The organism is Streptomyces sp. NBC_00400, from assembly GCF_036048035.1.
Classification (GTDB): Bacteria; Actinomycetota; Actinomycetes; order Streptomycetales; family Streptomycetaceae; genus Streptomyces.
Genome location: NZ_CP107940.1, coordinates 1,820,758 through 1,844,194, shown reverse-complemented (window position 1 = coordinate 1,844,194; position 23,437 = coordinate 1,820,758). Strand labels below are relative to the sequence as shown.

The following is a 23,437-nucleotide window of genomic DNA, read 5'->3' as shown; positions in this document are numbered from 1 at the left end:
GCGTCCCTTCATGCATTCCGACAGTGTGCGGCCGGCGGTCACGGAGTTACGGCTGTCCGCCTTCAAATCCCATCGCGGCGTCACCCTGCCGCTCTCCCCGCTGACCCTGTTGAGCGGAGGGAGCGGCAGCGGCAAGTCCAGTGCGCTGCAGGCGTACGAAATCCTCGCCCGGCTCGGCAGCGGGGAGTCGCTCTCACGGGCGGTGGGGGAGGTGGCGGGCAGCCCTGCGGCCTGTGTGCCGGCCGGGGCGCACCCCGACGAACAGGGGCGGCGCGGTTTCCGCATCGGCTGTACGGTCGACGGCCCGGCCGGTCCCGTCAGCCTCGATCTCGCCGTCCAGGCCGAGCCCGAACTGCGGATCGTCGGCGAGCGGTTGACCGGCGGCGGCGAGACGTTGCTGACCACTGCACTCACCGACCCCACCCGTCCGGCCGTCCAGGCTGCCTGGCACACGGCGGGTGCGACTCCCGTGACCCGCGCGCCGCTGCCCGACGACCGGCTGGGCACCTCCCTGCTGCCGCTGCGCGTCGCGGGCAAAACGGCGGGGCAGCGGCTGGTGCTGGCCGCGGCGGAGCAGGTCGTGGTCGCTCTGCGGTCGGCGTTCGTGTGCGACCCGAGGCCGGAGGTCATGCGGGGAGCGGGGACGGGCGGTACGGGTGTGGCCGGTGAGGGTGACGGGCGGGGTGCGGACGGCGGGGGGCCTGGCGCCGGTCGTGCCGGACGTGCCGCCGGGGCGCGTGGGGGTGGTGCGGGAGCCGGGCGCGGGAAAGCGGTGAGTGCGCCGGGGAGGGCGAGGGGGTCCGGCGGGGCGGGCGCTTCCGCAGGAGCTGCGGGGGCCTGGGGTGCGCGGGCGCGCAAGACGAGCGGTGGCGAGGCGGGCGGCTGGGGCCGTGAGGCGGGGGAGCCGCGGGACGAGGGGCGGCTGCGGTCGTCCTGCGACAACCTGCCCATGGTGTTGCAGCGTACGAGCCGGGAGTGTGCGCGGCGGCATGCGGTGCTGGTCGCGGCGGTGCGCGGGGCGTGTGCCGGTCCCGTCGAGGGGCTGCGTGCGGTGCCGTGGCAGCCGGACGGGACGGGAGACGGGGCCGCCGGCGCTCCTGCGGCGGTGGGGCACGGTGGCTCCACGGGGCCGCACGGCGCACAGGGTCCCGGGGGCGCGGCGGGTGTGCGGGCCGTACTGGACCGGGGCGAGCTGGGGGAGCTGCCCGTCGAGCAGCTCGGCGATGGTGAGCTGCGGTTTCTCGCGCTGGCACTGGTACTGCTCACCGGGCCGGACGTACTGGCCATGGATCCGGTCGGGGAGGTCCCGTCGGCCCATCAGCAGATGACGGTCATGGCGGACGGGATGGATCGCTGTATGGACCGCAGGCAGGCCCGTGAGCTGGTGTCGCTGGCCGTGCGGATGACCGAGCGCGGACATGTGCGGTTGCTGGGGACGGTGCGGGATCCCTCGGTCGCCGACGGGCTGCCCGGCGTACAGGTGCTACACCTGGACGCATGAGTGAGGATCTTTACGCGCTGCAGCGACGACTGGCCGAGTTCGCGGCCGCACGGGACTGGCAGCAGTACCACACGCCCAAGAACCTGGCCGCGGCGCTGAGCGTCGAAGCTGCTGAACTCGTCGAGATCTTCCAGTGGTTGACGCCGGAGGAATCGGCGAGGGTGATGTCGGACCCGCGGAAGGCCGGCCGGGTCGAGGACGAGGTCGCGGACGTCCTGGCGTATCTGCTGCAGTTCTGCGAGGCGCTGGGGGTCGACGCGGCGGCGGCGCTCGCCGCAAAGATCGAGCGCAATGAGTCGCGGTTCCCGGCGGTCCGCTCGGCGCGGCCCGACCGCCCGCGGGAGGGGGAGGAGTAGCGGGCCGAGCGGGGAGGGCGGGCCGGGCCGGGAGGGTGGACCGAGCGGCCAGGGGTGGGCGGGAACCGGCGGGCGGGGGGTCGGTTCCCGCCCGCCGGCGTTCCTGGCTTCTTCCGGGGCCGGTGCCGGCCTGGCTGCGGGCCGGCACCGGCCCCGGCCCCGGTCGGTTTTGGCCCGGCCCGGGCCGCGGGCCGGGAGTCTGGCCGGCGCCGCTCCTCCCGCCGCCTCCTTCAGCCGCTGACGTTTCCTGCGGTGCCCCTCTTCGGGCGTTTCGCGCGACTTGTGCAGGGCGTGTGGAAGGTGGGGGTGTTGAGGCGTGCGGGGAGAGAGTGGGGCGAGGTCGCCCATTGTCACTCTATGGAGTCATGGATCTTTCCACATCGCCTTGCTTGTCCACAGATTTGCGAATTCCCCTGGCTTTTTTGGGTGTTCACCCTCACTCTGGGTAGTGGAAAGAGTGCAAGGTGCACGCGGATGATGAGGAGAGGAGGGAGCGGATGGACGCGGTGCGGATCATCGCGGCAAGCCGACGCGGTCTGGCCGAGGCGAACACGGTGCAGGGAGTGATCGTCGAGGCATGGCAGGCGCAGGCCTTGGCGGAGGCGATCGGCAGCCATCTCGCGATATTCGGGCCGTACGAAGTGCGGTCCAGAGCCCGGGGGCTGGGCGACGCGGGCGGGCGGTTCAGCGGGGGACTGCTGTGCCCGGCATCGGCCACCGGTGGGCTGCGGGCGGCTCAGCTGTCCGAAGTGCGGGATGTCAAGGAGGCGCTGACCGGCCTGTGCCGACTGCTGCGGGAAGTGTGTGAAGCGCTGGTGAGTGTGGTGCTGCTTGCGGACGAGGAGGGGATGTACTGGACGTGCGTCGAGGCGATGGACACGGTCGACGAAGCGAGAGACCGTGTGGCCGGGATACTGGAGAGGCTGGAGGTGCGCGACCGGAATCCCGCCTGAAGCACAAGTAGAAGTAGACCGCTGCACCACTGCCCACCGCCCCACCGCCCACCGTCATTCCCCTTTTCCGCCTCTCTTCCACTGCCGGTCGCCGTTTGCCCCCGCGCCGGCCTGTGGGCCGGGACCGCCCCGACGCCCGCCGCCCGTTCCGCGCGGCGTCCGTATCGCCCCCATCGTTCCGGCCGCCCACACCGTTCCCTGTCGCCTGCCCTCTCCCTCGTCACCATCGTCGGTACCGACAGGGGATCGGCCCGCCTGATCCGGCTCGCTCCGGCCGGCGCGACAACCGGCCGGCGCATCACGCAGTCGGCGCAACAATCGGCCGGCGCAACAACCCGCCAGTGCATCAACTCGCCAGTGCATCGACCGACCGGTGCATCAATGCGCCTCCGACGGTTGGTTCGCCGTACGGAGCGCAGGATGGAGGTATGGAGCTACGCATTTTCACCGAGCCCCAGCAAGGGGCTTCCTACGACAGTCTTCTGAAGGTCGCCAAAGCTACGGAGGACCTTGCATTCGACGCATTTTTCCGTTCGGATCATTATCTCCGCATGGGCAATGCCGACGGGCTGCCCGGACCGACGGACGCCTGGATCACCCTGGCGGGGCTGGCCCGTGAAACCAAGCGCATCCGTCTCGGGACGCTCATGACGGCGGGCACCTTCCGGCTTCCGGGTGTGCTGGCCATCCAGGTGGCGCAGGTCGATCAGATGTCCGGCGGCCGGGTGGAACTCGGCCTCGGTGCCGGCTGGTTCGAGGAGGAGCACAAGGCTTACGGCATTCCGTTCCCCAAGGAGAAGTTCGCACGGCTGGAAGAGCAGCTGGCGATTGTCACCGGCCTGTGGGCCACCGAGGCAGGAAAGGAGTTCAGCTACGACGGGGCCTATTACCAGCTGGAGAATTCGCCCGCGCTGCCCAAGCCCGTCCAGGGCAAGGTGCCGGTGCTGGTCGGCGGACACGGCGCCAGGCGTACACCGCGGCTGGCGGCGCAGTACGCCGATGAGTTCAACATCCCCTTTGCCTCGCTCGAAGACAGCGAGCGCCAGTTCGGGCGGGTGCGGGCGGCCGCTGAAGCCGCCGGGCGCAAGGGCGATGAGCTGGTGTACTCCAACGCCCTCGTGGCCTGCGTCGGCAGGAGCGATGCCGAGGTGGCACGACGGGCCGCGGCCATCGGGAGGAACGTGGACGAACTGAAGGCCAACGGCCTTGCGGGCTCACCCGCCGAGGTCGTCGACAAGATCGGGCGGTATGCCGCCATCGGGGCGTCCCGTGTCTACCTGCAGATGCTGGACCTGGATGATCTCGACCACCTCGAGCTGATCTCCGCGCAGGTGCAGTCCCAGCTGAGCTGACGGCTGAGCGGGCGTCGGGCGGCGCTGCCGGAAATCCGGTGCGGATCGTGGCGTACTACGGCAATACTCGGACGCGTGTTCCTGACGATAACCACCACCGGCAGCGCCGACCGTCCCGCGACCGACCTCGGATTCCTGCTGCACAAGCACCCTGACAAGGCGCAGCAGTTCTCGACGTCGCAGGGCACCGCGCACGTCCTCTATCCCGAGGCCGACGCTCAACGGTGCACGGCTGCACTGCTGTTGGAGGTCGATCCGATCGCCCTGGTGCGCCGGAGCCGGGGGAAGGGACGTGGCGGTGCTCCGGATTCGGCGCTGGGGCAGTATGTGAACGACCGGCCGTACGCGGCCTCGTCGCTGCTGGCGGTGGCGCTGAGGAGCGTCTTCGCGAGCGCGATGAAGGGGCAGTGCACGGCGCGGCCCGAACTGGTGACGCGCACGATGCCGTTGCGTATCGAGGTGCCGGTGCTGCCCGCCCGGGGTGGTGCGGCGCTGGTGCGCAAGCTGTTCGAGCCGCTGGGATGGACGGTGCAGGCCGAGCCCGTGCCGCTGGACGAGACGTTCCCGGAGTGGGGTGACTCGCGCTACGTACGGCTCGTCCTGGAAGGGGAGTGCACTCTCGCCGGGGCGCTGCGGCATCTGTATGTGCTGCTCCCGGTGCTGGACGACGCCAAGCACTACTGGGTCGCGCCGGATGAGGTCGACAAGCTGCTGCGGGCCGGCGAGGGCTGGCTGGAGGACCACCCGGAGCAGCGGGTGATCGTCGGACGCTACCTCGCGCGCCGCTGGTCGCTCACGCGTCAGGCCATGGAGCGGCTGGAGCTGGAGCGGCTGGCCGAGTCGGACGACATGGCCGCCGAGATGATCGACAACGCGGTGGACGAGGAGGCGGACACGGAGGAGAAGCCGGTGCCGCTCGCCGTACGGCGGCGGGAGGCGATCCTCACGGTGCTGCGCTCGGGCAAGGCGGCACGGGTGCTCGATCTGGGCTGCGGGCCGGGGCAGTTGGTCGGTGCGCTGCTCGAGGAAGGGCAGTTCACCGAGATCGTCGGTGTGGATGTGTCGATGCGTGCGTTGCACGAGGCGCGGCGCAGGCTGCGGCTGGACCGTATGTCCGAGCGGCAGTCGGAGCGCGTACGCCTCGTACAGGGGTCGCTGGCGTACACCGACAGCAGGCTGAAGGGCTATGACGCGGCGGTGCTCAGCGAGGTCGTCGAGCATGTCGATCCGGCGAGACTGCCGGCGCTGGAGTATGCGGTGTTCGGGTCGGCCAGGCCGCGGACCGTCGTGGTGACGACGCCGAACGTGGAGTACAACGTGCGCTGGGAGTCGCTGCCGGCCGGCCAGGCCCGGCATGCGGACCATCGCTTCGAGTGGACACGGGAGGAGTTCCGGCAGTGGGCGCGGGAGGTCGCCGCACGGCACGGCTACGAGGTGAGCTTTGCCCCGGTGGGCCCGGACGATCCCGAGGTCGGCCCGCCCACCCAGCTCGCGCACTTCCGTATCCACGGTGAGGGTGGCGGCAACCGTGAGGGTGGCGGTGACCGTGAAAACAGCGGCAACCGTGAAGACGGCGGTAACCGTGAAGACGGCGGTAACCGTGAAGACAGCAGCACGTCGGCGACCGGGAAGGAGGTCGGGGAATGACGGATGACGGCCGTACGGAGTACGGAGGCGAAGAGCAGCATGCGCCGCACGCGCGCGAGGACCGGCAGAGGGACAGGACCCAGCGGGAGCGCGGGCCGGAGCCGCCGCCTCGGTCCGGGGCGGAGCCGCGGCCCGAGCCGGCGGGGCGCACGCTTGCCGTGCCCGACCTCTCGCTCGTGGTGCTGGTCGGAGCCACCGGGTCCGGAAAATCGACCTTTGCCGCCCGGCACTTCCGGCCGACCGAAATCCTCTCCTCCGACTTCTGCCGGGGGCTGGTCAGCGACGACGAGAACGACCAGAGCGCCAGTGGCGAGGCGTTCGAGGTGCTGCACTTCATCGCGGCGAAGCGGCTGGCCGCCGGGCGGCTGACGGTCGTGGACGCGACCAATGTGCAGTCCGAAGCGCGCGCCCAGCTGGTGCGGCTGGCCCGGGAGCATGACGTACTCCCGGTGGCGATCGTCCTCGACGTACCCGAGCAGGTCTGCGCCGCACGCAACGCCGCGCGCGCCGACCGGGCCGGGCTGCCCCGCCGGGTCATCCAGCGCCACCAGCGTGAACTCCGCCGCTCGCTGCGGCATCTGGAGCGCGAGGGCTTCCGCAAGGTGCACATCCTTCGGGGGCCGGAAGAGGCGGAGTCGGCCGAGGTCGTCACGGAGCGGCGGTTCAACGACCTGCGGCACCTCACCGGCCCGTTCGACATCATCGGCGACATCCACGGCTGCCGTGCCGAGCTGGAGACCCTGCTCGGCAGGCTGGGCTATGCGCTGGTGCGCGACGGACACGGCCGGGCCGTGGACGCCGTACACCCCGAGGGCCGTACCGCGGTCTTCGTCGGCGACCTCGTGGACCGTGGGCCGGACAGCCCCGGAGTGCTGCGTCTGGTGATGGGCATGGTGGGTGCCGGGCATGCGCTGTGCGTGCCGGGCAATCACGAGAACAAGCTCGGCCGTTACCTCAAGGGCCGCAAGGTCCAGCCCACCCATGGGCTCGCCGAGACCATCGAGCAGCTGGAGAAGGAGGACCCCGCCTTCCGCGCCGAGGTCGCGGAGTTCATCCGCGGTCTGGTCAGCCACTACGTCCTGGACGGCGGCAGCCTCGTGGTCTGCCACGCCGGGCTGCCGGAGAAGTACCACGGCCGGACGTCCGGCCGGGTGCGCTCCTTCGCACTGTACGGCGACACCACCGGCGAGACCGATGAGTTCGGCCTGCCGGTGCGCTACCCGTGGGCCGAGGATTACCGCGGCCGTGCCGCCGTCGTCTACGGCCACACCCCCACCCCGCGCGCCAACTGGCTCAACAACACCCTCTGCCTGGACACCGGCTGTGTCTTCGGCGGTGCGATGACCGCGCTGCGCTGGCCGGAGCGCGAGCTGGTGGACGTCCCTGCGGAGCGGGTCTGGTACGAGCCTGCGAAACCGCTCGCCACCCAGGCGCCCGGCGGGGCGGACGGCCGTCCGCTCGACCTGAACGATGTGGCGGGGCGGCGGATCGTGGAGACCCGGTACATGGGCCGGCTCGCGGTCAAGGAGGAGAACGCCGCGGCCGCGCTCGAGGTGATGAGCCGCTTCGCGACCGACCCGCGGCTGCTGCCGTACCTCCCGCCGACCATGGCGCCGTGTGCGACCTCGGCGGAGGACGGTTACCTGGAGCACCCCGCGGAGGCGTTCGCCGGGTACCGCGCGGACGGGGTGCGGGAAGTGGTGTGCGAGGAGAAGCACATGGGCTCCCGTGCCGTGGTCCTGGTGTGCCGTGACGAGACGGTGGCCGAGGCGTTCCCCCACTGCCCCGAAGGCATCGGAGGTACCCCCACCGGGGTGCCGAAGGGGGTGCCGGGCGCCCTGTACACCCGCACCGGCCGGCCGTTCTCCGACGACCCGGAGACGACCGGAGCCATCCTGCGGCGGATCCGGGACTGCGTCGAAGAGGCGGGTCTGTGGGCGGAGCTGGAGACCGACTGGCTGCTGCTGGACGCCGAGTTGATGCCGTGGTCGCTGAAGGCGACCGGTCTGCTGCGCAAGCAGTACGCGGCCGTGGGCGCGGCGTCCGGAGCGGCGTTCCCGGGCGTGCTCGGCGCACTGGAGGCGGCGGCCGCCCGGGGGGTCGAGGTGTCCGCGCTGCTCGCCCGGCAGCGGGACCGGGCCGTGGACGCTGCCGCCTTCACCCAGGCGTACCGGCGCTACTGCTGGCGCGTGGGGGCGGAGCCGGCAAAGGCCACCGGTCTGCCCGACGCGGATGCCGCCGGTGTGCCGTACGCGGATGCCGCCGGGCTGCCGGGCACCGCGCACGCTCCGGCCTCGGATGCGGACGCCGCGGCGTCCGCCCAGGCCTCGGCCCCGGATGCGGGCGAGGCACCACAGGCCGGGCGGACCGGTGTGCCGGACGGTATCCGGCTCGCGCCGTTCCAGATACTCGCGGTGCAGGGCCGCAGCCTCGCCGGGCTGGCACACACCGATCAGCTGGCGCTGATCGACCGGCTCATCGCGGCGGAGGCCGTGGTGACGGCCCGGGACGACGGTGCGGCGGCCGACGGCACCCCGCAGCGGCCGGGCCTGCTCGCCGCGACCCGGCGGATCATCGTCGACACCGAGGACGAGTCGTCGGTCGCGGCCGGCACCGCCTGGTGGCTGCGGCTGACCGCTGACGGGGGCGAGGGCATGGTGGTCAAGCCGGTTCAGGCGCTGATACGGCAGGGCGACGGACGGCTCGTCCAGCCGGGCGTCAAGTGCCGCGGCCGCGAATACCTGCGGATCATCTACGGGCCGGAGTACACCCGCCCGGAGAACCTCGCGCGCCTGCGCACCCGTCATCTGGGCCACAAGCGTTCGCTGGCCCTGCGCGAGTACGCACTGGGCCTGGAGGCGCTCGACCGGCTGGCGGACGGCGAACCGCTGTGGCGGGTGCACGAGGCCGTCTTCGCGGTGCTCGCGCTGGAGTCGGAGCCGGTGGACCCTCGGTTGTAGGCCGGTGGGCCCGCGGCTGCAGACGGGCCGAAGCGGCGTACGGGCCGCGGGGGAGGAGCGCCCTCGGCCCGTCCCGCCGCCCGCCGCCGTATGCCCCGGGCGACCCGACATCCGCCGACTCCCTCCACCGGGCCGTCCGAGCGGCCAATATGGGTGGATGGGATTCCAAGTCGACTCCGAGGCCGGGCGGCTGCGCCGGGTCATCCTGCACCGCCCCGATCTGGAGCTGAAGCGGCTCACGCCCTCCAACAAGGACGCCTTGCTCTTCGACGACGTGCTGTGGGTGCGCCGGGCGCGGGCCGAGCACGACGGGTTCGCGGACGTGCTGCGCGACCGGGGGGTGGAGGTGCACCTCTTCGGGGACCTGCTCGCCGAGAGCCTGCAGATCCCCGCGGCGCGGAAGCTGGTCCTCGACCGGGTCTTCGACGAGAAGGAGTACGGGCCGCTGGCCACGGGGCATCTGCGGGCGGCCTTCGAGGAACTGCCGGTGCCGGAGCTGGTGGAAGCGCTGGTCGGCGGCATGACCAAGCGTGAGTTCCTGGAACGGCATGCCGAGCCGACCTCGGTGCGCTTCCATGTGATGGATCTCGACGACTTCCTGCTGGGCCCGCTGCCCAACCATCTCTTCACCCGCGATACCTCGGCCTGGATCTACGACGGGGTCTCGATCAACTCGATGCGCTGGCCGGCCCGGCAGCGCGAGACCGTGCACTACGAGGCGATCTACCGCCACCACCCGCTCTTCCGTGACCAGGACTTCCATGTCTGGTCGGAGGGGCAGGCGGACTTCCCCTCGACCATCGAGGGCGGCGACGTCCTGGTGATGGGCAGTGGCGCGGTGCTGATCGGCATGAGTGAACGCACCACTCCGCAGGCCGTGGAGCTGCTGGCGCGGGGTCTGTTCGCGGCGGGTTCGGCACGCACGATCGTGGCGCTCGACATGCCCAAGCGCCGGGCCTTCATGCATCTCGACACCGTCATGACCATGATCGACGGGGATACCTTCACCCAGTACGAGGGGCTGGGGATGCTCCGCTCTTACACCATCGAACCGGGCTCGGGCGACCAGGACCTCAAGGTCACCGATCATCCGCCGGAGCATATGCACCGCGCCATAGCGGCCGCGCTGGGCCTGTCCGACATCCGGGTGCTGACCGCGACCCAGGATGTGCACTCGGCGGAGCGCGAGCAGTGGGACGACGGCTGCAATGTGCTGGCGGTGGAGCCGGGCGTGGTGGTGGCGTACGAGCGCAATGTCACCACGAACACCTTTCTCCGCAAGCGCGGCATCGAGGTGATCACGATTCCGGGGAGCGAGCTGGGGCGCGGACGCGGAGGACCGCGCTGTATGAGCTGCCCGGTGGCGAGGGACGCGGTGCCGGGGGCAGCCTGGGCGTGACCGGATCCGTTCGGCAAGGCATGACCCCGGAGCCGTCCGGGGAGTGTGACCCGGTATCCCTTCCATGGGCGTCCCTTCCGTGGACGTCCCTCCATGGGCGCTGTTCCGTGGAGCGCGGCCCTGGTCCATGGGGGAGGCGTCGGCCCGTACAGGACCGATGACTCCGTATAGGGATGCGTGGGTACGTATACAATTCCAGGGTCTGAGTCCGTTCCCACTGCCGCACACCAGGAGCCCACCCATGGCGATAGACCTCACCGGCCGCCACTTCCTCAAGGAGCTGGACTTCAGCGCCGAGGAATTCTGCCGACTGATCGACCTGGCGGCCGAGCTGAAAGCGGCCAAGCGCGCCGGTACCGAGGTCCCTCGTCTCCAGGGCCGGAACATCGCCCTGATCTTCGAGAAGACCTCCACCCGGACCCGCTGCGCCTTCGAGGTCGCGGCCGCGGACCAGGGCGCCTCGACCACCTACCTGGACCCGTCCGGCTCGCAGATCGGGCACAAGGAATCGGTGAAGGACACCGCCCGGGTCCTCGGCCGGATGTTCGACGGTATCGAATTCCGCGGGAGCCGCCAGTCCGACGTCGAGGAGCTGGCCGCCCACGCCGGGGTGCCGGTCTTCAACGGGCTGACCGACGACTGGCACCCGACCCAGATGCTCGCCGATGTGCTGACCATGGTCGAGCACGGCCGGGGCCGCCCCCTGGCCGAGACCGCCTTCGCCTACCTCGGAGACGCCCGCAACAACATGGGCAACTCCTACCTCGTCACCGGGGCTCTGCTCGGCATGGACGTACGGATCGTCGCGCCCCGGCAGCTCTGGCCCGACGAGACGGTGGTTGCCGGCGCACAGGCGCTCGCCGAGACCAGTGGCGCCCGTATCACGCTCACCGAGGACGTTGTCGAGGGCGTGCGCGGCGCGGACTTCGTGACGACCGACGTCTGGGTCTCCATGGGCGAGCCGAAGGAGGTGTGGGACGAGCGGATCGCGCTGCTCGCCCCGTACGCGGTCACGATGGAGGTGCTGCGCGCGACCGGCAAGCCGGAGGTGAAGTTCCTGCACTGCCTGCCCGCGTACCACGACCTCGGCACCGCGGTCGGCCGGGAGATCCACGCCCGGCACGGGCTGTCGTCGCTGGAGGTCACCGACGAGGTCTTCGAGTCCACGCACTCCGTCGTCTTCGACGAGGCGGAGAACCGGATGCACACGATCAAGGCGGTGCTGGTCGCGACGCTCGGCCGGTAGGGCAGGGCTGACGGGCTACGGGCAGGGCCGACGTCAGCGGTGGTGTCAGCGGCGTGCGCGCTGCAGCTCGGAGAGGGTGAACCAGACGGCCTTGCCGCGGGGTGTGGGGCGGCAGCCGGAGGCGGAGCTGAGGAACCGGATCAGCAACAGTCCACGGCCGCGGTCATGGTCACCCGCATCGGCATCCGCACCTGCGCCCGCACCTGCGCCCGCACCTGCGCCAGCGCCCGTATCCGCCCCTGCGCCCGCGCCCGCCTTCGCGCCCGCATCCACGGCAACCTGGACAGTGCCGTTGCTCTCGGCGTCGTCGGTCCCCTCAACGGCCTCATCCGCCCCCTCGTGGCCCTCCTTGTGGCCCTCTTCGTGTCCCTCCTCGTGGTGCCCGGCAGGCTCGGTGCCGTCCGTCTCGTCGTGGTGCCCGGCCTGCCCGCCGCGCTCCGTGCGCTGCATCGGGAAGCGGGCCTCACCAGCGGGGTGACCGTCGGCCGTGCGAGGGTCGTCCGCCCCGCGGGGACCGTCCGCTGTGCCCGGCCCGTCCGCCCCTCCCGGCCCGTCCGCCCCTCCCGGCCCGTCCGCCGCGCAGAGAGGTGCGGGGCCGGCCGGCGTCCCCACCGTGACCGGAGCGTCCAGCCCCGGCAGGGGCAGCGGGCCGCCGAGCCCCCGGACGAGGAGGGGATCGCCGTCGTGCACCTCGATCCGGCAGCCGGCCGGCCGCAGCTCCACCACCAGCTCGATGGGGTCCGTATCGCAGGTGTGCTTCAGGGCATTGGCCACGAGTTCGGCGGTCAGCAGCTGTGCGGTGGTGCGGTCGGCCGTCGCCCGGAGGTCCTGCATGGCACATCTGACCATCGCGCGGGCGATGGGGACGGCCGTCGCGCCGCGCGGCAGCGTGATGCGCCAGGTCGAGGGGGCGGGCGGTTCCAGCATGTGCTGTCCGTTCCGTTCGCAAAAGGCCGGGCCGGATACCTGAGGCCAGATGGGATACGTCCACGGTAGGAAGCGCGCGGGCCCTCGGAGCAGGGGCGAGCGACCGGAAAGGGCACGACCTAAGTCATACGGCGGCCGGGACCTTCGGCCGGTGGCGACTCCGGGACGCGAGGACGCCGTGGCGCCGTGACGCCGTGACTCCGCGAGGCGAGGACGCCGTGACGCCGTGACTCCATGACTCCGTGAGGCGAGGACGCGATGAGGTCCTGACGCCGCGCCGCTATTGCGTCCTCGTGACGACAGTCACCAACCGGTGATAACTTCGACAAGGCATCCGGAACACCATCCACCCGGCCGGTCGGCCAAAGGGGGCAGGCAGCCCGATGAGCCCGTTCGCAGGATCAGCCCGTAGTACAGACGCCTGGCAACACATCCGCGTGACCAGGAAGGACGGGATCGCCACCGTCACGCTGGCGCGCCCGGACAAGCTCAATGCCCTCACCTTCGAGGCCTACGCCGACCTCCGTGACCTGCTCGCCGAGCTGTCCAGGGAGCGTTCCGTACGCGCCCTGGTGCTCGCGGGGGAGGGGCGCGGATTCTGCTCCGGCGGCGATGTCGAGGAGATCATCGGCGCCACCCTGGGCATGGACACCGCGCAGCTCCTGGACTTCAACCGGATGACCGGTCAGGTCGTACGGGCGGTGCGGGAGTGCCCGTTCCCGGTGATCGCGGCGGTGCACGGGGTCGCGGCCGGCGCCGGCGCGGTGCTCGCGCTGGCCGCGGACTTCCGCGTCGCCGACCCGTCCGCCCGTTTCGCCTTCCTCTTCACCAAGGTCGGCCTCTCCGGCGGTGACATGGGCGCGGCCTATCTGCTGCCCCGGGTGATCGGCCTCGGTCACGCCACCCGCCTGCTGATGCTCGGCGACGCCGTCCGCGCCCCGGAGGCCGAACGGCTCGGCCTGATCAGTGAGCTGGCCGACGAGGGCCGGGCCGACGAGGCGGCCGCGGCGCTCGCCCGCCGGCTCGCCGAGGGACCCGCGCTGGCACACGCCCAGACCAAGGCGCTGCTCACCGCGGAACTCGACATGCCGCTGGCCGCCGCCGTCGAGATGGACGCCGCCACCCAGGCGCTGCTGATGAACAGCGCCGACTACGCGGAATTCCATGCCGCTTTCACCGAGAAGCGGACGCCCAAGTGGCAGGGGAAATAACCATGCGGGTCGCCGTCATCGGCGGGGGACCGGGCGGGCTGTACGCCGCGGTGCTCCTCAAGCGCCTCGACCCCACCCGCGAGATCACCGTCTGGGAGCGCAACGCGCCCGACGACACCTTCGGCTTCGGCGTGGTGCTCTCCGACGAGACCCTGGGCGGTATCGAGCACGCCGACCCGGAGGTCTACCGCGCCCTCCAGGCGGAGTTCGTCCGCTGGGACGACATCGACATCGTGCACCGCGGCCGCACCCTGACCTCCGGCGGGCACGGCTTCGCCGCGCTGGGGCGGCGCCGCCTGCTGGCCGTGCTCCACCGGCGCTGCCGCGACCTCGGCATCGCACTGCGCTTTCGTACCGAGGCTCCGCCCGCCGCCGAGCTGGCCCGCACGCACGACCTGGTGATCGCCGCGGACGGGGTGCACAGCGCGACCCGCACCGCCCACGCCGACGCCTTCCGCCCGCACCTGGCCACCCACCGCTGCCGCTACATCTGGCTCGCCGCCGACTTCGCCTTCGACGCCTTCCGTTTCGAGATCGCCGAGACCGAGCACGGCGTCGTACAGCTCCACGCCTACCCCTTCGCCGGCCCCTCGCCCGCCCCCCGGAGCCCCGGGGTGCCCCCCTCCGGGACCGCGGAAGGCACCCTCGGGGCCAGCACGGTCATCGTCGAGATGCGCGAGGAGGTCTGGCGGGCGGCCGGACTCGACCGCTGTGATGAGCGCGAGTCGGCGGAGTGGTGCGCCAAGGTCTTCACCGACGCGCTGCGCGGCCGGTCGCTGCGCTCCAACAACTCCAGCTGGACCGCCTTCCGCACGGTCGTCAACGACCGCTGGTCGCACGGCAACACGGTGCTGCTCGGTGACGCCGCGCACACCGCGCACTTCTCCATCGGCTCCGGCACCAAGCTCGCCGTCGAGGATGCCCTCGCGCTGGCGGCCTGCCTCCAGGAACAGCCCGACACCGCGAGCGCCCTGGCCGCGTACGAGGAGGAGCGCCGCCCGGTCGTCGCCTCCACCCAGCGCGCCGCCCGCGCCAGCCTCGCCTGGTTCGAGGAGCTGGCCACCTACCTCGACCAGCCGCCCCACCAGTTCGCCTTCAACCTCCTCACCCGCAGCCGCCGCGTCACCCATGACAACCTGCGGCTGCGCGACCCCGGCTTCGTCGCCGCCGTCGAGCAGGAGGCCGGCACCCCGTCCGCCACGCCCCCGATGTTCACACCGTTCCGGCTGGGGGAGCTGACCCTGCGCAACCGCGTCGTGGTCTCCCCGATGGACATGTACTCCGCCGCGGACGGCGACGGCACCCCCGGTGACTTCCACCTCGTCCACCTCGGAGCCCGCGCGCTGGGCGGCGCCGGGCTGGTGATGACGGAGATGGTGTGTGTCAGCCCCGAGGGCCGGATCACACCGGGCTGTACGGGGCTGTACGCGCCGGCGCACGAGACGGCCTGGCGCCGGGTCACCGACTTCGTCCACACCTCAGCGCCCGGCACCGCCCTCGGTGTCCAGCTCGGCCACTCCGGCCGCAAGGGCTCGACCCGGCTGATGTGGGAGGGCATCGACCAGCCGCTCCAGGACGGCAACTGGCCCGTCGTGGCGCCCTCCGCGCTCCCGTACCGCGCCGGTGTCAACCAGATCCCGCATGCCTTGTCCGCGGACGAACTGCACACCGTCCGCGAGCAGTTCGTCCGATCGGCGAAGTCCGCCGCCCGGGCGGGCTTCGACCTGCTCGAACTCCACTGCGCCCACGGCTACCTGCTCTCCGGCTTCCTCTCACCGCTGACCAACCACCGCACCGACGCCTATGGCGGCGAGCTCACCGGCCGGCTGCGTTTCCCGCTGGAGGTCTTCGACGCGGTGCGCGCCGTCTGGCCGGCCGGCCGCCCGATGACGGTCCGCATCTCCGCGACCGACTGGGCGGACGGCGGCACCACCGCGGACGACGCGGTGGCGATCGCGCGGGCCTTCGCCGAGCACGGCGCCGACGCCATCGATGTGTCCACCGGACAGGTCGTCCCCGACGAGCGCCCCGACTACGGCCGCTCCTACCAGACGCCGTTCGCCGACCGGATCCGCAACACCCTCGGCGTGCCGGTCATCGCGGTCGGTGCCCTCTCCTCCTGGGACGACGTCAACTCCCTGGTACTGGCCGGGCGCGCGGACCTGTGCGCACTGGCCCGACCGCATCTGTACGACCCGCACTGGACGCTGCACGCCGCCGCGGAGCAGGGGTACGCGGGGCCGGGCGCCGTCTGGCCGCTGCCCTACCAGGCGGGCAGCCGCACCCCGCCCACCGGACGCACCGATGCGCCGAAGCCCCGCCTCACGCTGCGGTGACGGGGAGGCACGGACAGCGGGGCGGGGCCGTTCCGGGGGCCGGTCAGGGCATCGGTACGCAGGCGATCTGCGCCGAGACCACCGGCTTGCCGTGCTGTTCGACGGTGACCTCGACCTGCCGGCGACCGCCGTCGGTGTGGCCCGTGGTGCGCGCCTCCACCCAGGTCGGCGCATCGAGTTCGGCGTATCGCTCGAAGGCACAGTCCACCGAGGCGGGCACGGTGAAGCCGGGCGTTGCCGCCTGCGCGGCCTGCCGGGCGGCCTCGACGATCAGCATGCCGGGCACGTGGTCCACGGGATGGTCGAAGAGCACCGGGTGCGAGGTGTCCACCCGCAGTTGCCAGCGGTCGGGGCGGTCGGTGGGGGAGAGCACCACATCGCGGTCGTGTTCCCGGGCGACCAGCTGCGGGGCGGCGGCCTCCGGCAGCGGCAGTTTCCGGGAGTTCGCGAGGGCCAGATCGCTGTATTCGCCGCGCAGCCGGCGGTAGACGGCCGGGCTGTGACAGGAGTAGATGAGCGTCGCCGAGGCCAGGTCGGCGCCGTCGCACACGATCCGGAACTCCTGGTGGGCGCTGACCAGCCGGGAGCCGCGGCGGACCATGTCGTGGTCGGTGACGTGCAGTGTGACCTCGGCCGGATGGTCCGCGGTGCGCAGTGCCTGCGGCGCGAGGTCATAGCGGACCCGCTGCCAGATGATCGGGTGGTCCAGCGGCACCTGGTACGCGACATGGCTCAGCAATATCCCGGTCTGCCGGACGGTCTCTATCAGCAGCACCGGGTCGTGCAGCCCGTGGACCGGACCGTAGAAGGTGTGGGCGCGCGGCCACTGGGCGCTGACCTCCCATCCGTCGTCGTGGCGCCGCCAGTCGGTCAGGAAGACCTCGGATAAGGCGGTGCGGTGGACGTACTCGCGCGGCACGGTCATGGTGAGCCCGTCGGCGCACCGGCCTCCGAGGTCGTGGCGCTGATCGCGCGAGTACGGCGTGAGCGTGGCGCCGGCCATAGGTCTTCCTTTCTGTGTGCGGCTCTCGACGCCCTTACGGGCCGAGCCTCGGTGATGACAGCCCGACCATAAGATACGGACCAAGCGGTTTGTTAATTGTCCCTGAAGGGGCCCTGCTCCGCCGGGGCGAGGGGGCAGGGCCGTCAGGCCGGGATCTTCACGCTGCGGCCGTGCGGGTCCAGGTGGCCCAGCGCGCCCGGCGACGCCAGACCCGGCAGCGTGTGCTTCCACAGGGCCGTGACGCGCTCCGGGAGATCGGCGCGGTTGCTCGCGGCCCGCGAGAACAACTGCACTCCCATGTAGGCGGAGACGAAGAACTCGGCCGCCCGGTCCGGTGCCACGCCTGGCAGCAGTTCGCCGTTGGCACGGGCCTCGGTGAACATCGTCGTGATGATGTCGATCCACGCCTGGTACGGCACGAGTGGGTCCTCGCTGAACGTCGTCTCGACCGCGATCCGGGTGCCGGCCTGCAACAACGGGTCACTGCGCAGGGCCAGCGCCACCTGATGGGTGAAGTCGATGGCGTCCTGCAGCCGGGACTCGCTGACTTGTGGAAGGAACGGATCGGTCTGCTCCGTTATCACCGCGCGGGCCAGCGCGTCCTTGGACGTGAAGTGGAAGTACACCGCTCCCTTGGTGACCCCGGCGCGCTGGATGATCTCGGCCATCGTGGCGGCCTGGTACCCGCGGCTGCCGATGACATGAGCCGCTGCTTCGAGGACGGCACGCCGGGTGCGCACTGCGCGTTCCTGCTTGACCACCGATCATCCTCCGTATGCTCTCTTGGAGTTGTTGTGCCTGTGTGCGACCTGCCGCCCGTGGCCGCGCAGTCTATTTCCGCATCCTAAAGAAGCCAACCATGCGGTATTGAATTGCGTGGAACGAGCGGGAAGTCCGAAGGGTGCGATCCGGCGTCGCGAACCGCTGCGATGCCGTCTAGTACTACGAGCGCGAGGAGCTGTCCGATGCCCCCCACCGTCGTCCCCGCCATACCCGCCATGCATCGCGAGGTCCGGCTCGCCGGCCGGCCCGACGGTGAACTGACCGTAGATCATTTCACCGTAGCCGAGGTCCCGGTGCCCCGGCCTGCGCCGGGGCAGGTGCTGGTGCGTACCCGCCTGATGGCGGTGACCGCGGCGATGCGGACGCAGATGGCCGGAATGCGGCTGCCCATGGCCTCATTTGTGCCGGGTGAGGCGCTGTGGGGCTCCGCGGTCGGTGAGGTGGTGGCGGCTCCCGACGGCGGCTTCATGCCCGGCGAACTGGTCCATCATCCGTACGGCTGGCGCGAGTTCGCGGCGGTCGAGGAGTCGCGCGTCCGGCGGCTGGCGGCGGACGAGCTGCCGACGGTGGCCGCGCACCTGTCGCAGGGGGCGACGGCCTGGGGTGCGCTGCGCCGTGCCGCCGAGGTCCGGCCGGGGGACACCGTCTTCGTCACCGGGGCGGCGGGCGGTGTGGGCAGCCTGGCCGGGCAGCTGGCACGGCGGCTGGGGGCCGGCCGGGTCGTCGGCAGCACCGGCTCGGAGCGCAAGGCGGCCCGGCTGCGCGCCGAGCTGGGGTACGACGACACGATCGTGCGCGGCGCCGCGCCGATCGAACGCCAGCTGCGCCGGGCGGCGCCGGGCGGGATCGATGTGCTGCTGGACACCGTGGGCGGCGAACAGCTCACGGCGGCGCTTGCCATGGCGCGCCCCGATGCGCGGTTCGCGCTGGTCGGCGCGCTCTCCAGCCAGCTGGGCGGGGGCCCCGGCGGCGCCCCGGTGGAACTGGACGCGGGGCTGATCATCACGCGGCGGGTGCTCCTGCGTGGCTTCGGGCTCCATGCGCACCCGGATCTGCCGCAGGAGTGGACAAAGGAGTTCGGCCAGGGCCTGCGGGAGGGCTCCCTGGTCTTCCCGCATGCCCTTCTGAAGGGGATCGAGCAGGCGCCGCGGGCGCTGTGCGAACTCACGCAGGGGCGTCATATCGGGGCCGTGCTGGTCGAGTTGTGAGACCGGGGCGCGAGGGCCGGGGCGGCGGCGGGCGAGGCCCCGCGGCAGGTACGGGTCAGCCGGCCGCGGTGATCTGCGTCGATGCCGGGATGCCGACGGCGGGAACCCGTCCGGACGCGGTCGGCAGCAGCGCCCACAGGCCGACCACGGCCTCGCGCTCCCACCAGGTCCGGTCCTCGCTGCCCAGGTGGAGCAGGCCCACCACGAGCGAGGTCAACAGCTGTGCCGTGCGCCGCGGTTCGGTGTCCGACGCATGCGTTCCGACCGGCCCGCCGGTCCCGCAGGTCACCGCCTTGTCGAGGAAGAGCGCGTACCAGCGCTGCTCCAGGGCGTAGATGCCGAGCCCCGGCGCGGTCTCCGGACGCAACCGCAGCCCGGCCCGCAGCACGGCGTCCGACTCCACCCGCTCGAACAGCTCGACGGTGAAGTCCCTTACGGCGACGGCCAGTGGCTGCGGGGAGCGGGTGAAGACGTCCTCGATCTCCTGGAGGGTCGCCAGCGCCGCGTCCCGCACCGCGAGCGTGAGGTCGTCCTTGGAGGTGAAGTGGAAGTAGAGCGCTCCTTTGCTCAGCCGGGCCCGCCGGCTGATCTCGACCATGCCCGCGGCGGGTACCCCCTTCTCCAGGAAGGTCTCTGCGGCCGAGCGGATGAGTGCCTGGCGGCTCTGGATGGCGCGATGCTGGGTGGGCACGGTGTCCGTCCCGTCTCTAGTACGGCTGCGAGCTCAATGCAGTCTACATAGAAAACCAACCATGCGGTTCTGTATGCTTCCGGTGATTGGCCAGAACTGGGTGGGCCCTGACGCGAAGTCGGCGATCGACCGTACGGTCGGAGCCCCGGCGGGCCTTTCCGGCGCTACGTCCCCAGTCTGGCCCCCGGCAGGGGTGTTGTCGACCCGTCAGGGACGGTCGGGGTCCATTGACAAACAGCGCAGACGGTTTTTAAATCTCCGAAGGCGGTAAGCGGGAAGGTCCCTTCCGTTGCAGCCGCCTTGACGGTCGCGTACCGCCGTTGGACAGCGGTACGTCATGGCGAGACCGCCTCTGCCTTCACCGGTCCTCGACCGCAGGCCGCCCCACCAGCCGAGCCAGCAACGTCACCCGAGCCCCTGCACCCCCCATCGGAATCCGGAAAGGTCTCCAGCCATGCGCGTAGCAACGGAAGTCGAACGTCCCGTGAGAGGTGCACGGGGCGCCGGCGGCGAGACGATCAGGGCCGCCGTCTTCGACCTGGACGGCACCCTCGCCAACACCCTGCCCCCGATCAGCAAGCTGCTCGTCAAGGTGGCCTCGGAACAGGGGTGTTCGGTGACCGCCCGGCAGGCGGCCTCCGCCATCGGCAAACCGCCCGGCCCCGCCTTCGGCCGGCTGCTGGGCAAGCCCGAGGACGACGGCCGGGTGCAGGCGGCCATCTCCCGCTACCGCGAACTGTTCGCCTATGAAGTCCTGTGCCAGGGACCGCAGCTGCTCTTTCCCGGGGTGACCGCGGGGCTGTCCGCGCTGCGTGCCCACGGCGTGGAGCTGGCCGTCGCCACGTCCAAGACCACCCGCAGTGCCGAGGCGCTGCTCGACGTCATGGGCATCCGGGATCTGGTCGGCCCGGTCATCGGCCAGGACATGGTCCGGCGCGGCAAGCCGCATCCGGAGATGGTGCTGCGGGCGGCCGGCCGGCTCGGTGTCGCGGCCTGGCAGAGCGCGTATGTGGGGGACACCGTGGGGGACATGAGGATGGCGGTCACCGCGCGGATGGAGCCGGTCGCGGTGACCTACGGGGTCGGCACGTTCGGCGAGCTCGCCGCGGTCGCCGGCACCCGGATGTGCAGCTCGTTCAAGGACGTGGTCTCGGTGATCGCTGCTGCCCGGCCGCGGCCGGGCGTCGGGGTGGGGGCCCAACCACGCCGTCGCTGAGGCGGCGGGCGGCAAGCGGCGGGCGACGGAGCGAGGACGCTAGGCCCCGGTCGTCACCTCGTGCGCGTAACGGGCCCCGGCGGTCTGCAGTGCGGCGTGCAGCCGGCTGAACACGTCCGCCGCGCGGCCCCCCGGCCAGTCCTCAGGCAGGAGGGGAGAGGGCAGTCCGGGATCCGCGTAGGGCAACTGACGCCAGGCGTCCAGCGCCAGCAGATAGTCGCGGTAGGCCGCTTCGGGGGGCACCGAGCGGCGCCGCGACCACCGCCGGAGGACGGGTTCCTGCTCGTCGAGGAAGGCGCGGTGCCGGGCGGCGAGGGCGTCCAGGTCCCACCAGCGGGCCACCGCGTCCGCCGTGGGGGCGAAACCGGCGTGCTCACCGGTGAACAGGTCGACGTACGGGGACAGTTGCAGCCGCTCCAGGGTGTGCCGGGTCTCCTCGTAGAGCTGTGCGGGGGCGATCCACACGCCCGGTGCCGCGGTGCCGAATCCGAGCCGCGCCAGCCGGGAGCGCAGCAGATGCCGCTTGTGGCGCTCCTCCTCGGGGACGGAGAAGACGGCCAGCACCCAGCCGTCGGACAGCCGGGCGGCCGGGCGGCCGAAGATCCGCCGGTCGCCGTCCTCCAGCAGTTGGCGGGCCGCGTCGGACAGCCCGTACGCGGCCGCGCCGGCGGCCGTACGTGCGGGGACCAGCAGCCCGCGCCGCTTGAGCCGGGAGACCGCGGAACGCACCGACGGCGGATCCACTCCGAGCACACCGAGGAGCCGGATCAGGGCGGCGACCGGCACCGGGGCGTCCGTCCCGCCTACGGACCCGGCCCCGCCGCGTCCGTAGGCGCCGTAGAACGTGACGATCAGGGACCGGGGGGTGCGCTGTGTTTGCTGGTCGTTCACCGGGTCACTCTAGAGGGGGTCTTGCTGGAGGGGGTCCCGCAGCCGGAAGCGCTGGAGCTTGCCGGTCGGGGTGCGCGGCAGCGAGGTGTGGAAGACGATCTCGCGGGGGCATTTGTAGGGCGCGATCCGGGTCTTGGTGAAGGCGCGGAGCGCGGCGACGGTGTCCTCCCCCGGGGAGATGCCGGGCCGCAGCACGACATGGGCGACGACGACCTGCCCGCGGTCCTCGTCGGCCCGTCCCACCACTGCCGCCTCGGTCACATCGGGGTGCCGCAGCAGGGCGTCCTCCACCTCGGGACCCGCGATATTGTAGCCGGCTGAAATGATCATGTCGTCCGCGCGGGCCACATACCGGAAGTAGCCGTCCGGTTCGCGGATGTAGGTGTCGCCGGTGAGGTTCCAGCCGTCCCGTACGTAGTCGGTCTGCCGGGGGTCCGCGAGATAGCGGCAGCCGGTGGGCCCCTGTACGGCGAGCAGCCCCGGTTCGCCGTCCGGCAGCGGTGTGCCGTCCGCGCCGACCACCCGCGCCCGGAAGCCGGGGACCGGCAGTCCCGTCGTCCCCGGGCGGGCCGCGCCGTCGGCGGCCGAGAGGAAGATGTGCAGCAGCTCCGTGGCGCCGATGCCGTTGATGATCCGCAGACCGGTCGCCTCGTACCAGGCCTGCCAGGTCGCGGCGGGCAGGTTCTCCCCGGCCGATACGCACCGGCGCAGCGAGGAGACGTCGTGCCCGGAGAGCTTGGGCAGCATGGCGCGGTAGGCCGTCGGCGCGGTGAACAGCACCGAGATCCGGTGCGCCGCGATATCGCCGAGCAGGCGCTCGGGCCCGCCCCAGTCGGCGAGAAAGGCCGAGGCGCCGGCCCGCAGCGGGAAGATCACCAGCCCGCCGAGGCCGAAGGTGAAGCCGAGCGGCGGGCTGCCGGCGAACACATCGTCCGGTTCCGGGCGCAGCACCTGCGCCGAGAAGGTGTCCGCGATGGCGAGCACATCGCGGTGGAAGTGCATACAGCCCTTGGGGCGGCCGGTGGTGCCGGAGGTGAAGGCGATCAGTGCCACATCGTCGGCGGAGGTCTCCACGGCCGGGTACGGCGCGCCGCCGGGCGGCGCCAGCTGCCGCAGATCGCCCGGCCCGTCCCCGCCGAACGTGGTGATCCGCAGCCCCGGGATCTCGGCCTTGACCAGGTCGTCGACCGAGCGGACGTCGCACAGCGCATGGCGCACCTGCGCGATTCCCGCGATCGTGGCCAGCTCCTTCGGGCGCTGCGCGGCCAGCACGGTCACCGCGACCGCACCCGCCTTCATCACGGCGAGCCAGCAGGCGGCCAGCCAGGGCGTGGTGGGCCCGCGCAGCAGGACGCGGTTGCCCGGCAGCACCCCCAGCGGGCCGGTGAGCGCATGGGCGATCGCGTCGACCTGCGCCCTCAGCTGCCCGTACGTCCAGACCGCCCCGCTCGCGTCACGGACCGCGGGCCGGTCGGCGCCGAGCCGCGCGATGGTGCCGTCCAGCAGCTCGGCGCCGCAGTTCAGCCGGTCGGGGTAGCCCAGGTCGGTGAGGTGCGGCCACTGGTCGTGGGGCGGCAGCCGGTCGCGCGCGAAGGTGTCGGTGTGGGCCGAGGACCGTAGCTCCATGGCGTATGCCCCCTAGGGCCTGTCTTACGGATCATGGCGGACTCGCGAGAAGGGGGCCGAAGAGCGGCCGGGGGACGGCGGGGCGAGGGTGAGGGACGGTGCGGTAACCGGTCGGGGCGGCGCGGTTGCCT

18 protein-coding genes are annotated in these 23,437 nt (G+C 71.9%); 12 read left to right on the top strand and 6 right to left on the bottom strand.

Annotated features, from left to right (window positions below; all coding sequences use genetic code 11):
- Positions 1 to 10: 10 nt before the first annotated feature.
- The 8 genes from OHS81_RS08090 (at position 11) to argF (ending at position 11,414) form a co-directional block, all read left to right on the top strand.
- Complete coding sequence (locus tag OHS81_RS08090; RefSeq protein ID WP_328383825.1) at positions 11 to 1,501, top strand: biotin transporter BioY; 1,491 nt, start codon at positions 11 to 13, stop codon at positions 1,499 to 1,501.
- Entirely contained in the window at positions 1,498 to 1,857 is a 360-nt protein-coding gene (locus OHS81_RS08085; RefSeq protein ID WP_328383823.1) for a nucleotide pyrophosphohydrolase, read from the top strand. Before OHS81_RS08090 ends, OHS81_RS08085 begins: the two co-directional genes overlap by 4 nt.
- Positions 1,858 to 2,354: 497 nt before the next feature.
- Positions 2,355 to 2,810, top strand: a complete 456-nt coding sequence (locus tag OHS81_RS08080) for a DUF6099 family protein (protein ID WP_328390977.1) — start codon at positions 2,355 to 2,357, stop codon at positions 2,808 to 2,810.
- A gap of 428 nt (positions 2,811 to 3,238) precedes the next feature.
- A complete protein-coding gene (locus OHS81_RS08075; protein WP_328390975.1) occupies positions 3,239 to 4,162 on the top strand; it encodes an LLM class F420-dependent oxidoreductase in 924 nt (307 codons plus the stop codon).
- 75 nt (positions 4,163 to 4,237) lie between these two features.
- Positions 4,238 to 5,809: a 3' terminal RNA ribose 2'-O-methyltransferase Hen1 gene (locus tag OHS81_RS08070; protein WP_328383821.1), complete on the top strand. Its 1,572-nt coding sequence runs from the start codon at positions 4,238 to 4,240 to the stop codon at positions 5,807 to 5,809.
- Entirely contained in the window at positions 5,806 to 8,769 is a 2,964-nt protein-coding gene (locus OHS81_RS08065) for a polynucleotide kinase-phosphatase (protein ID WP_328383819.1), read from the top strand. Before OHS81_RS08070 ends, OHS81_RS08065 begins: the two co-directional genes overlap by 4 nt.
- A gap of 157 nt (positions 8,770 to 8,926) precedes the next feature.
- Positions 8,927 to 10,168, top strand: a complete 1,242-nt coding sequence (locus OHS81_RS08060; RefSeq protein WP_328383817.1) for an arginine deiminase — start codon at positions 8,927 to 8,929, stop codon at positions 10,166 to 10,168.
- A 241-nt stretch (positions 10,169 to 10,409) separates the two neighbouring features.
- On the top strand, positions 10,410 to 11,414 hold the full coding sequence (gene argF, locus OHS81_RS08055) for an ornithine carbamoyltransferase (RefSeq protein ID WP_328383815.1): 1,005 nt from the start codon (positions 10,410 to 10,412) through the stop codon (positions 11,412 to 11,414).
- A 45-nt stretch (positions 11,415 to 11,459) separates the two neighbouring features.
- On the opposite strand, the gene OHS81_RS37400 is transcribed toward argF, so the two are convergent.
- The gene (locus tag OHS81_RS37400; protein WP_443058665.1) at positions 11,460 to 12,341 is read right to left on the bottom strand and encodes a hypothetical protein; all 882 of its coding nucleotides are present in this window, start codon (positions 12,339 to 12,341) and stop codon (positions 11,460 to 11,462) included.
- Positions 12,342 to 12,724: 383 nt separating this feature from the next.
- Between OHS81_RS37400 and OHS81_RS08040 the strand changes: the two genes are divergently transcribed.
- Complete coding sequence (locus OHS81_RS08040) at positions 12,725 to 13,552, top strand: enoyl-CoA hydratase family protein (RefSeq protein ID WP_311624555.1); 828 nt, start codon at positions 12,725 to 12,727, stop codon at positions 13,550 to 13,552.
- Between the two features lie 2 nt (positions 13,553 to 13,554).
- A complete protein-coding gene (locus tag OHS81_RS08035) occupies positions 13,555 to 15,888 on the top strand; it encodes a bifunctional salicylyl-CoA 5-hydroxylase/oxidoreductase (RefSeq protein ID WP_328390973.1) in 2,334 nt (777 codons plus the stop codon).
- 43 nt (positions 15,889 to 15,931) lie between these two features.
- Here OHS81_RS08035 and OHS81_RS08030 read toward each other — a convergent pair whose 3' ends face one another.
- Positions 15,932 to 16,891, bottom strand: coding sequence for a ScbA/BarX family gamma-butyrolactone biosynthesis protein (locus OHS81_RS08030; protein WP_328383812.1), 960 nt, complete (start codon positions 16,889 to 16,891; stop codon positions 15,932 to 15,934).
- A gap of 143 nt (positions 16,892 to 17,034) precedes the next feature.
- A complete protein-coding gene (locus OHS81_RS08025; protein ID WP_328383810.1) occupies positions 17,035 to 17,652 on the bottom strand; it encodes a ScbR family autoregulator-binding transcription factor in 618 nt (205 codons plus the stop codon).
- A 204-nt stretch (positions 17,653 to 17,856) separates the two neighbouring features.
- On the opposite strand from OHS81_RS08025, the gene OHS81_RS08020 reads away from it, so the two are divergent.
- The gene (locus OHS81_RS08020) at positions 17,857 to 18,882 is read left to right on the top strand and encodes an MDR family NADP-dependent oxidoreductase (RefSeq protein ID WP_328383809.1); all 1,026 of its coding nucleotides are present in this window, start codon (positions 17,857 to 17,859) and stop codon (positions 18,880 to 18,882) included.
- A gap of 55 nt (positions 18,883 to 18,937) precedes the next feature.
- Here the strand turns inward: OHS81_RS08020 and OHS81_RS08015 are convergent, their stop codons facing one another.
- Positions 18,938 to 19,573: a TetR/AcrR family transcriptional regulator gene (locus tag OHS81_RS08015; RefSeq protein ID WP_328383808.1), complete on the bottom strand. Its 636-nt coding sequence runs from the start codon at positions 19,571 to 19,573 to the stop codon at positions 18,938 to 18,940.
- A 484-nt stretch (positions 19,574 to 20,057) separates the two neighbouring features.
- On the opposite strand from OHS81_RS08015, the gene OHS81_RS08010 reads away from it, so the two are divergent.
- A complete protein-coding gene (locus tag OHS81_RS08010; RefSeq protein ID WP_328383806.1) occupies positions 20,058 to 20,789 on the top strand; it encodes an HAD family hydrolase in 732 nt (243 codons plus the stop codon).
- A 39-nt stretch (positions 20,790 to 20,828) separates the two neighbouring features.
- On the opposite strand, the gene OHS81_RS08005 is transcribed toward OHS81_RS08010, so the two are convergent.
- Positions 20,829 to 21,680 (bottom strand): PaaX family transcriptional regulator, encoded by an 852-nt coding sequence (locus tag OHS81_RS08005; protein WP_328383804.1) that lies wholly within the window; start codon positions 21,678 to 21,680, stop codon positions 20,829 to 20,831.
- Between the two features lie 9 nt (positions 21,681 to 21,689).
- Entirely contained in the window at positions 21,690 to 23,306 is a 1,617-nt protein-coding gene (locus OHS81_RS08000; RefSeq protein WP_328383802.1) for an AMP-binding protein, read from the bottom strand.
- Between the last annotated feature and the right edge of the window lie 131 nt (positions 23,307 to 23,437).

What these genes read in the sequence shown, in the direction of transcription:
- OHS81_RS08090 (WP_328383825.1), top strand. Translation starts at nt 11, where the DNA reads ATGCATTCCGACAGTGTGCGGCCGGCGGTCACGGAGTTACGGCTGTCC.
- OHS81_RS08085 (WP_328383823.1), top strand. Translation starts at nt 1,498, where the DNA reads ATGAGTGAGGATCTTTACGCGCTGCAGCGACGACTGGCCGAGTTCGCG.
- OHS81_RS08080 (WP_328390977.1), top strand. Translation starts at nt 2,355, where the DNA reads ATGGACGCGGTGCGGATCATCGCGGCAAGCCGACGCGGTCTGGCCGAG.
- OHS81_RS08075 (WP_328390975.1), top strand. Translation starts at nt 3,239, where the DNA reads ATGGAGCTACGCATTTTCACCGAGCCCCAGCAAGGGGCTTCCTACGAC.
- OHS81_RS08065 (WP_328383819.1), top strand. Translation starts at nt 5,806, where the DNA reads ATGACGGATGACGGCCGTACGGAGTACGGAGGCGAAGAGCAGCATGCG.
- OHS81_RS08060 (WP_328383817.1), top strand. Translation starts at nt 8,927, where the DNA reads ATGGGATTCCAAGTCGACTCCGAGGCCGGGCGGCTGCGCCGGGTCATC.
- argF (WP_328383815.1), top strand. Translation starts at nt 10,410, where the DNA reads ATGGCGATAGACCTCACCGGCCGCCACTTCCTCAAGGAGCTGGACTTC.
- OHS81_RS37400 (WP_443058665.1), bottom strand. Translation starts at nt 12,341, where the DNA reads ATGCTGGAACCGCCCGCCCCCTCGACCTGGCGCATCACGCTGCCGCGC.
- OHS81_RS08040 (WP_311624555.1), top strand. Translation starts at nt 12,725, where the DNA reads ATGAGCCCGTTCGCAGGATCAGCCCGTAGTACAGACGCCTGGCAACAC.
- OHS81_RS08035 (WP_328390973.1), top strand. Translation starts at nt 13,555, where the DNA reads ATGCGGGTCGCCGTCATCGGCGGGGGACCGGGCGGGCTGTACGCCGCG.
- OHS81_RS08030 (WP_328383812.1), bottom strand. Translation starts at nt 16,891, where the DNA reads ATGGCCGGCGCCACGCTCACGCCGTACTCGCGCGATCAGCGCCACGAC.
- OHS81_RS08020 (WP_328383809.1), top strand. Translation starts at nt 17,857, where the DNA reads ATGCCCCCCACCGTCGTCCCCGCCATACCCGCCATGCATCGCGAGGTC.
- OHS81_RS08000 (WP_328383802.1), bottom strand. Translation starts at nt 23,306, where the DNA reads ATGGAGCTACGGTCCTCGGCCCACACCGACACCTTCGCGCGCGACCGG.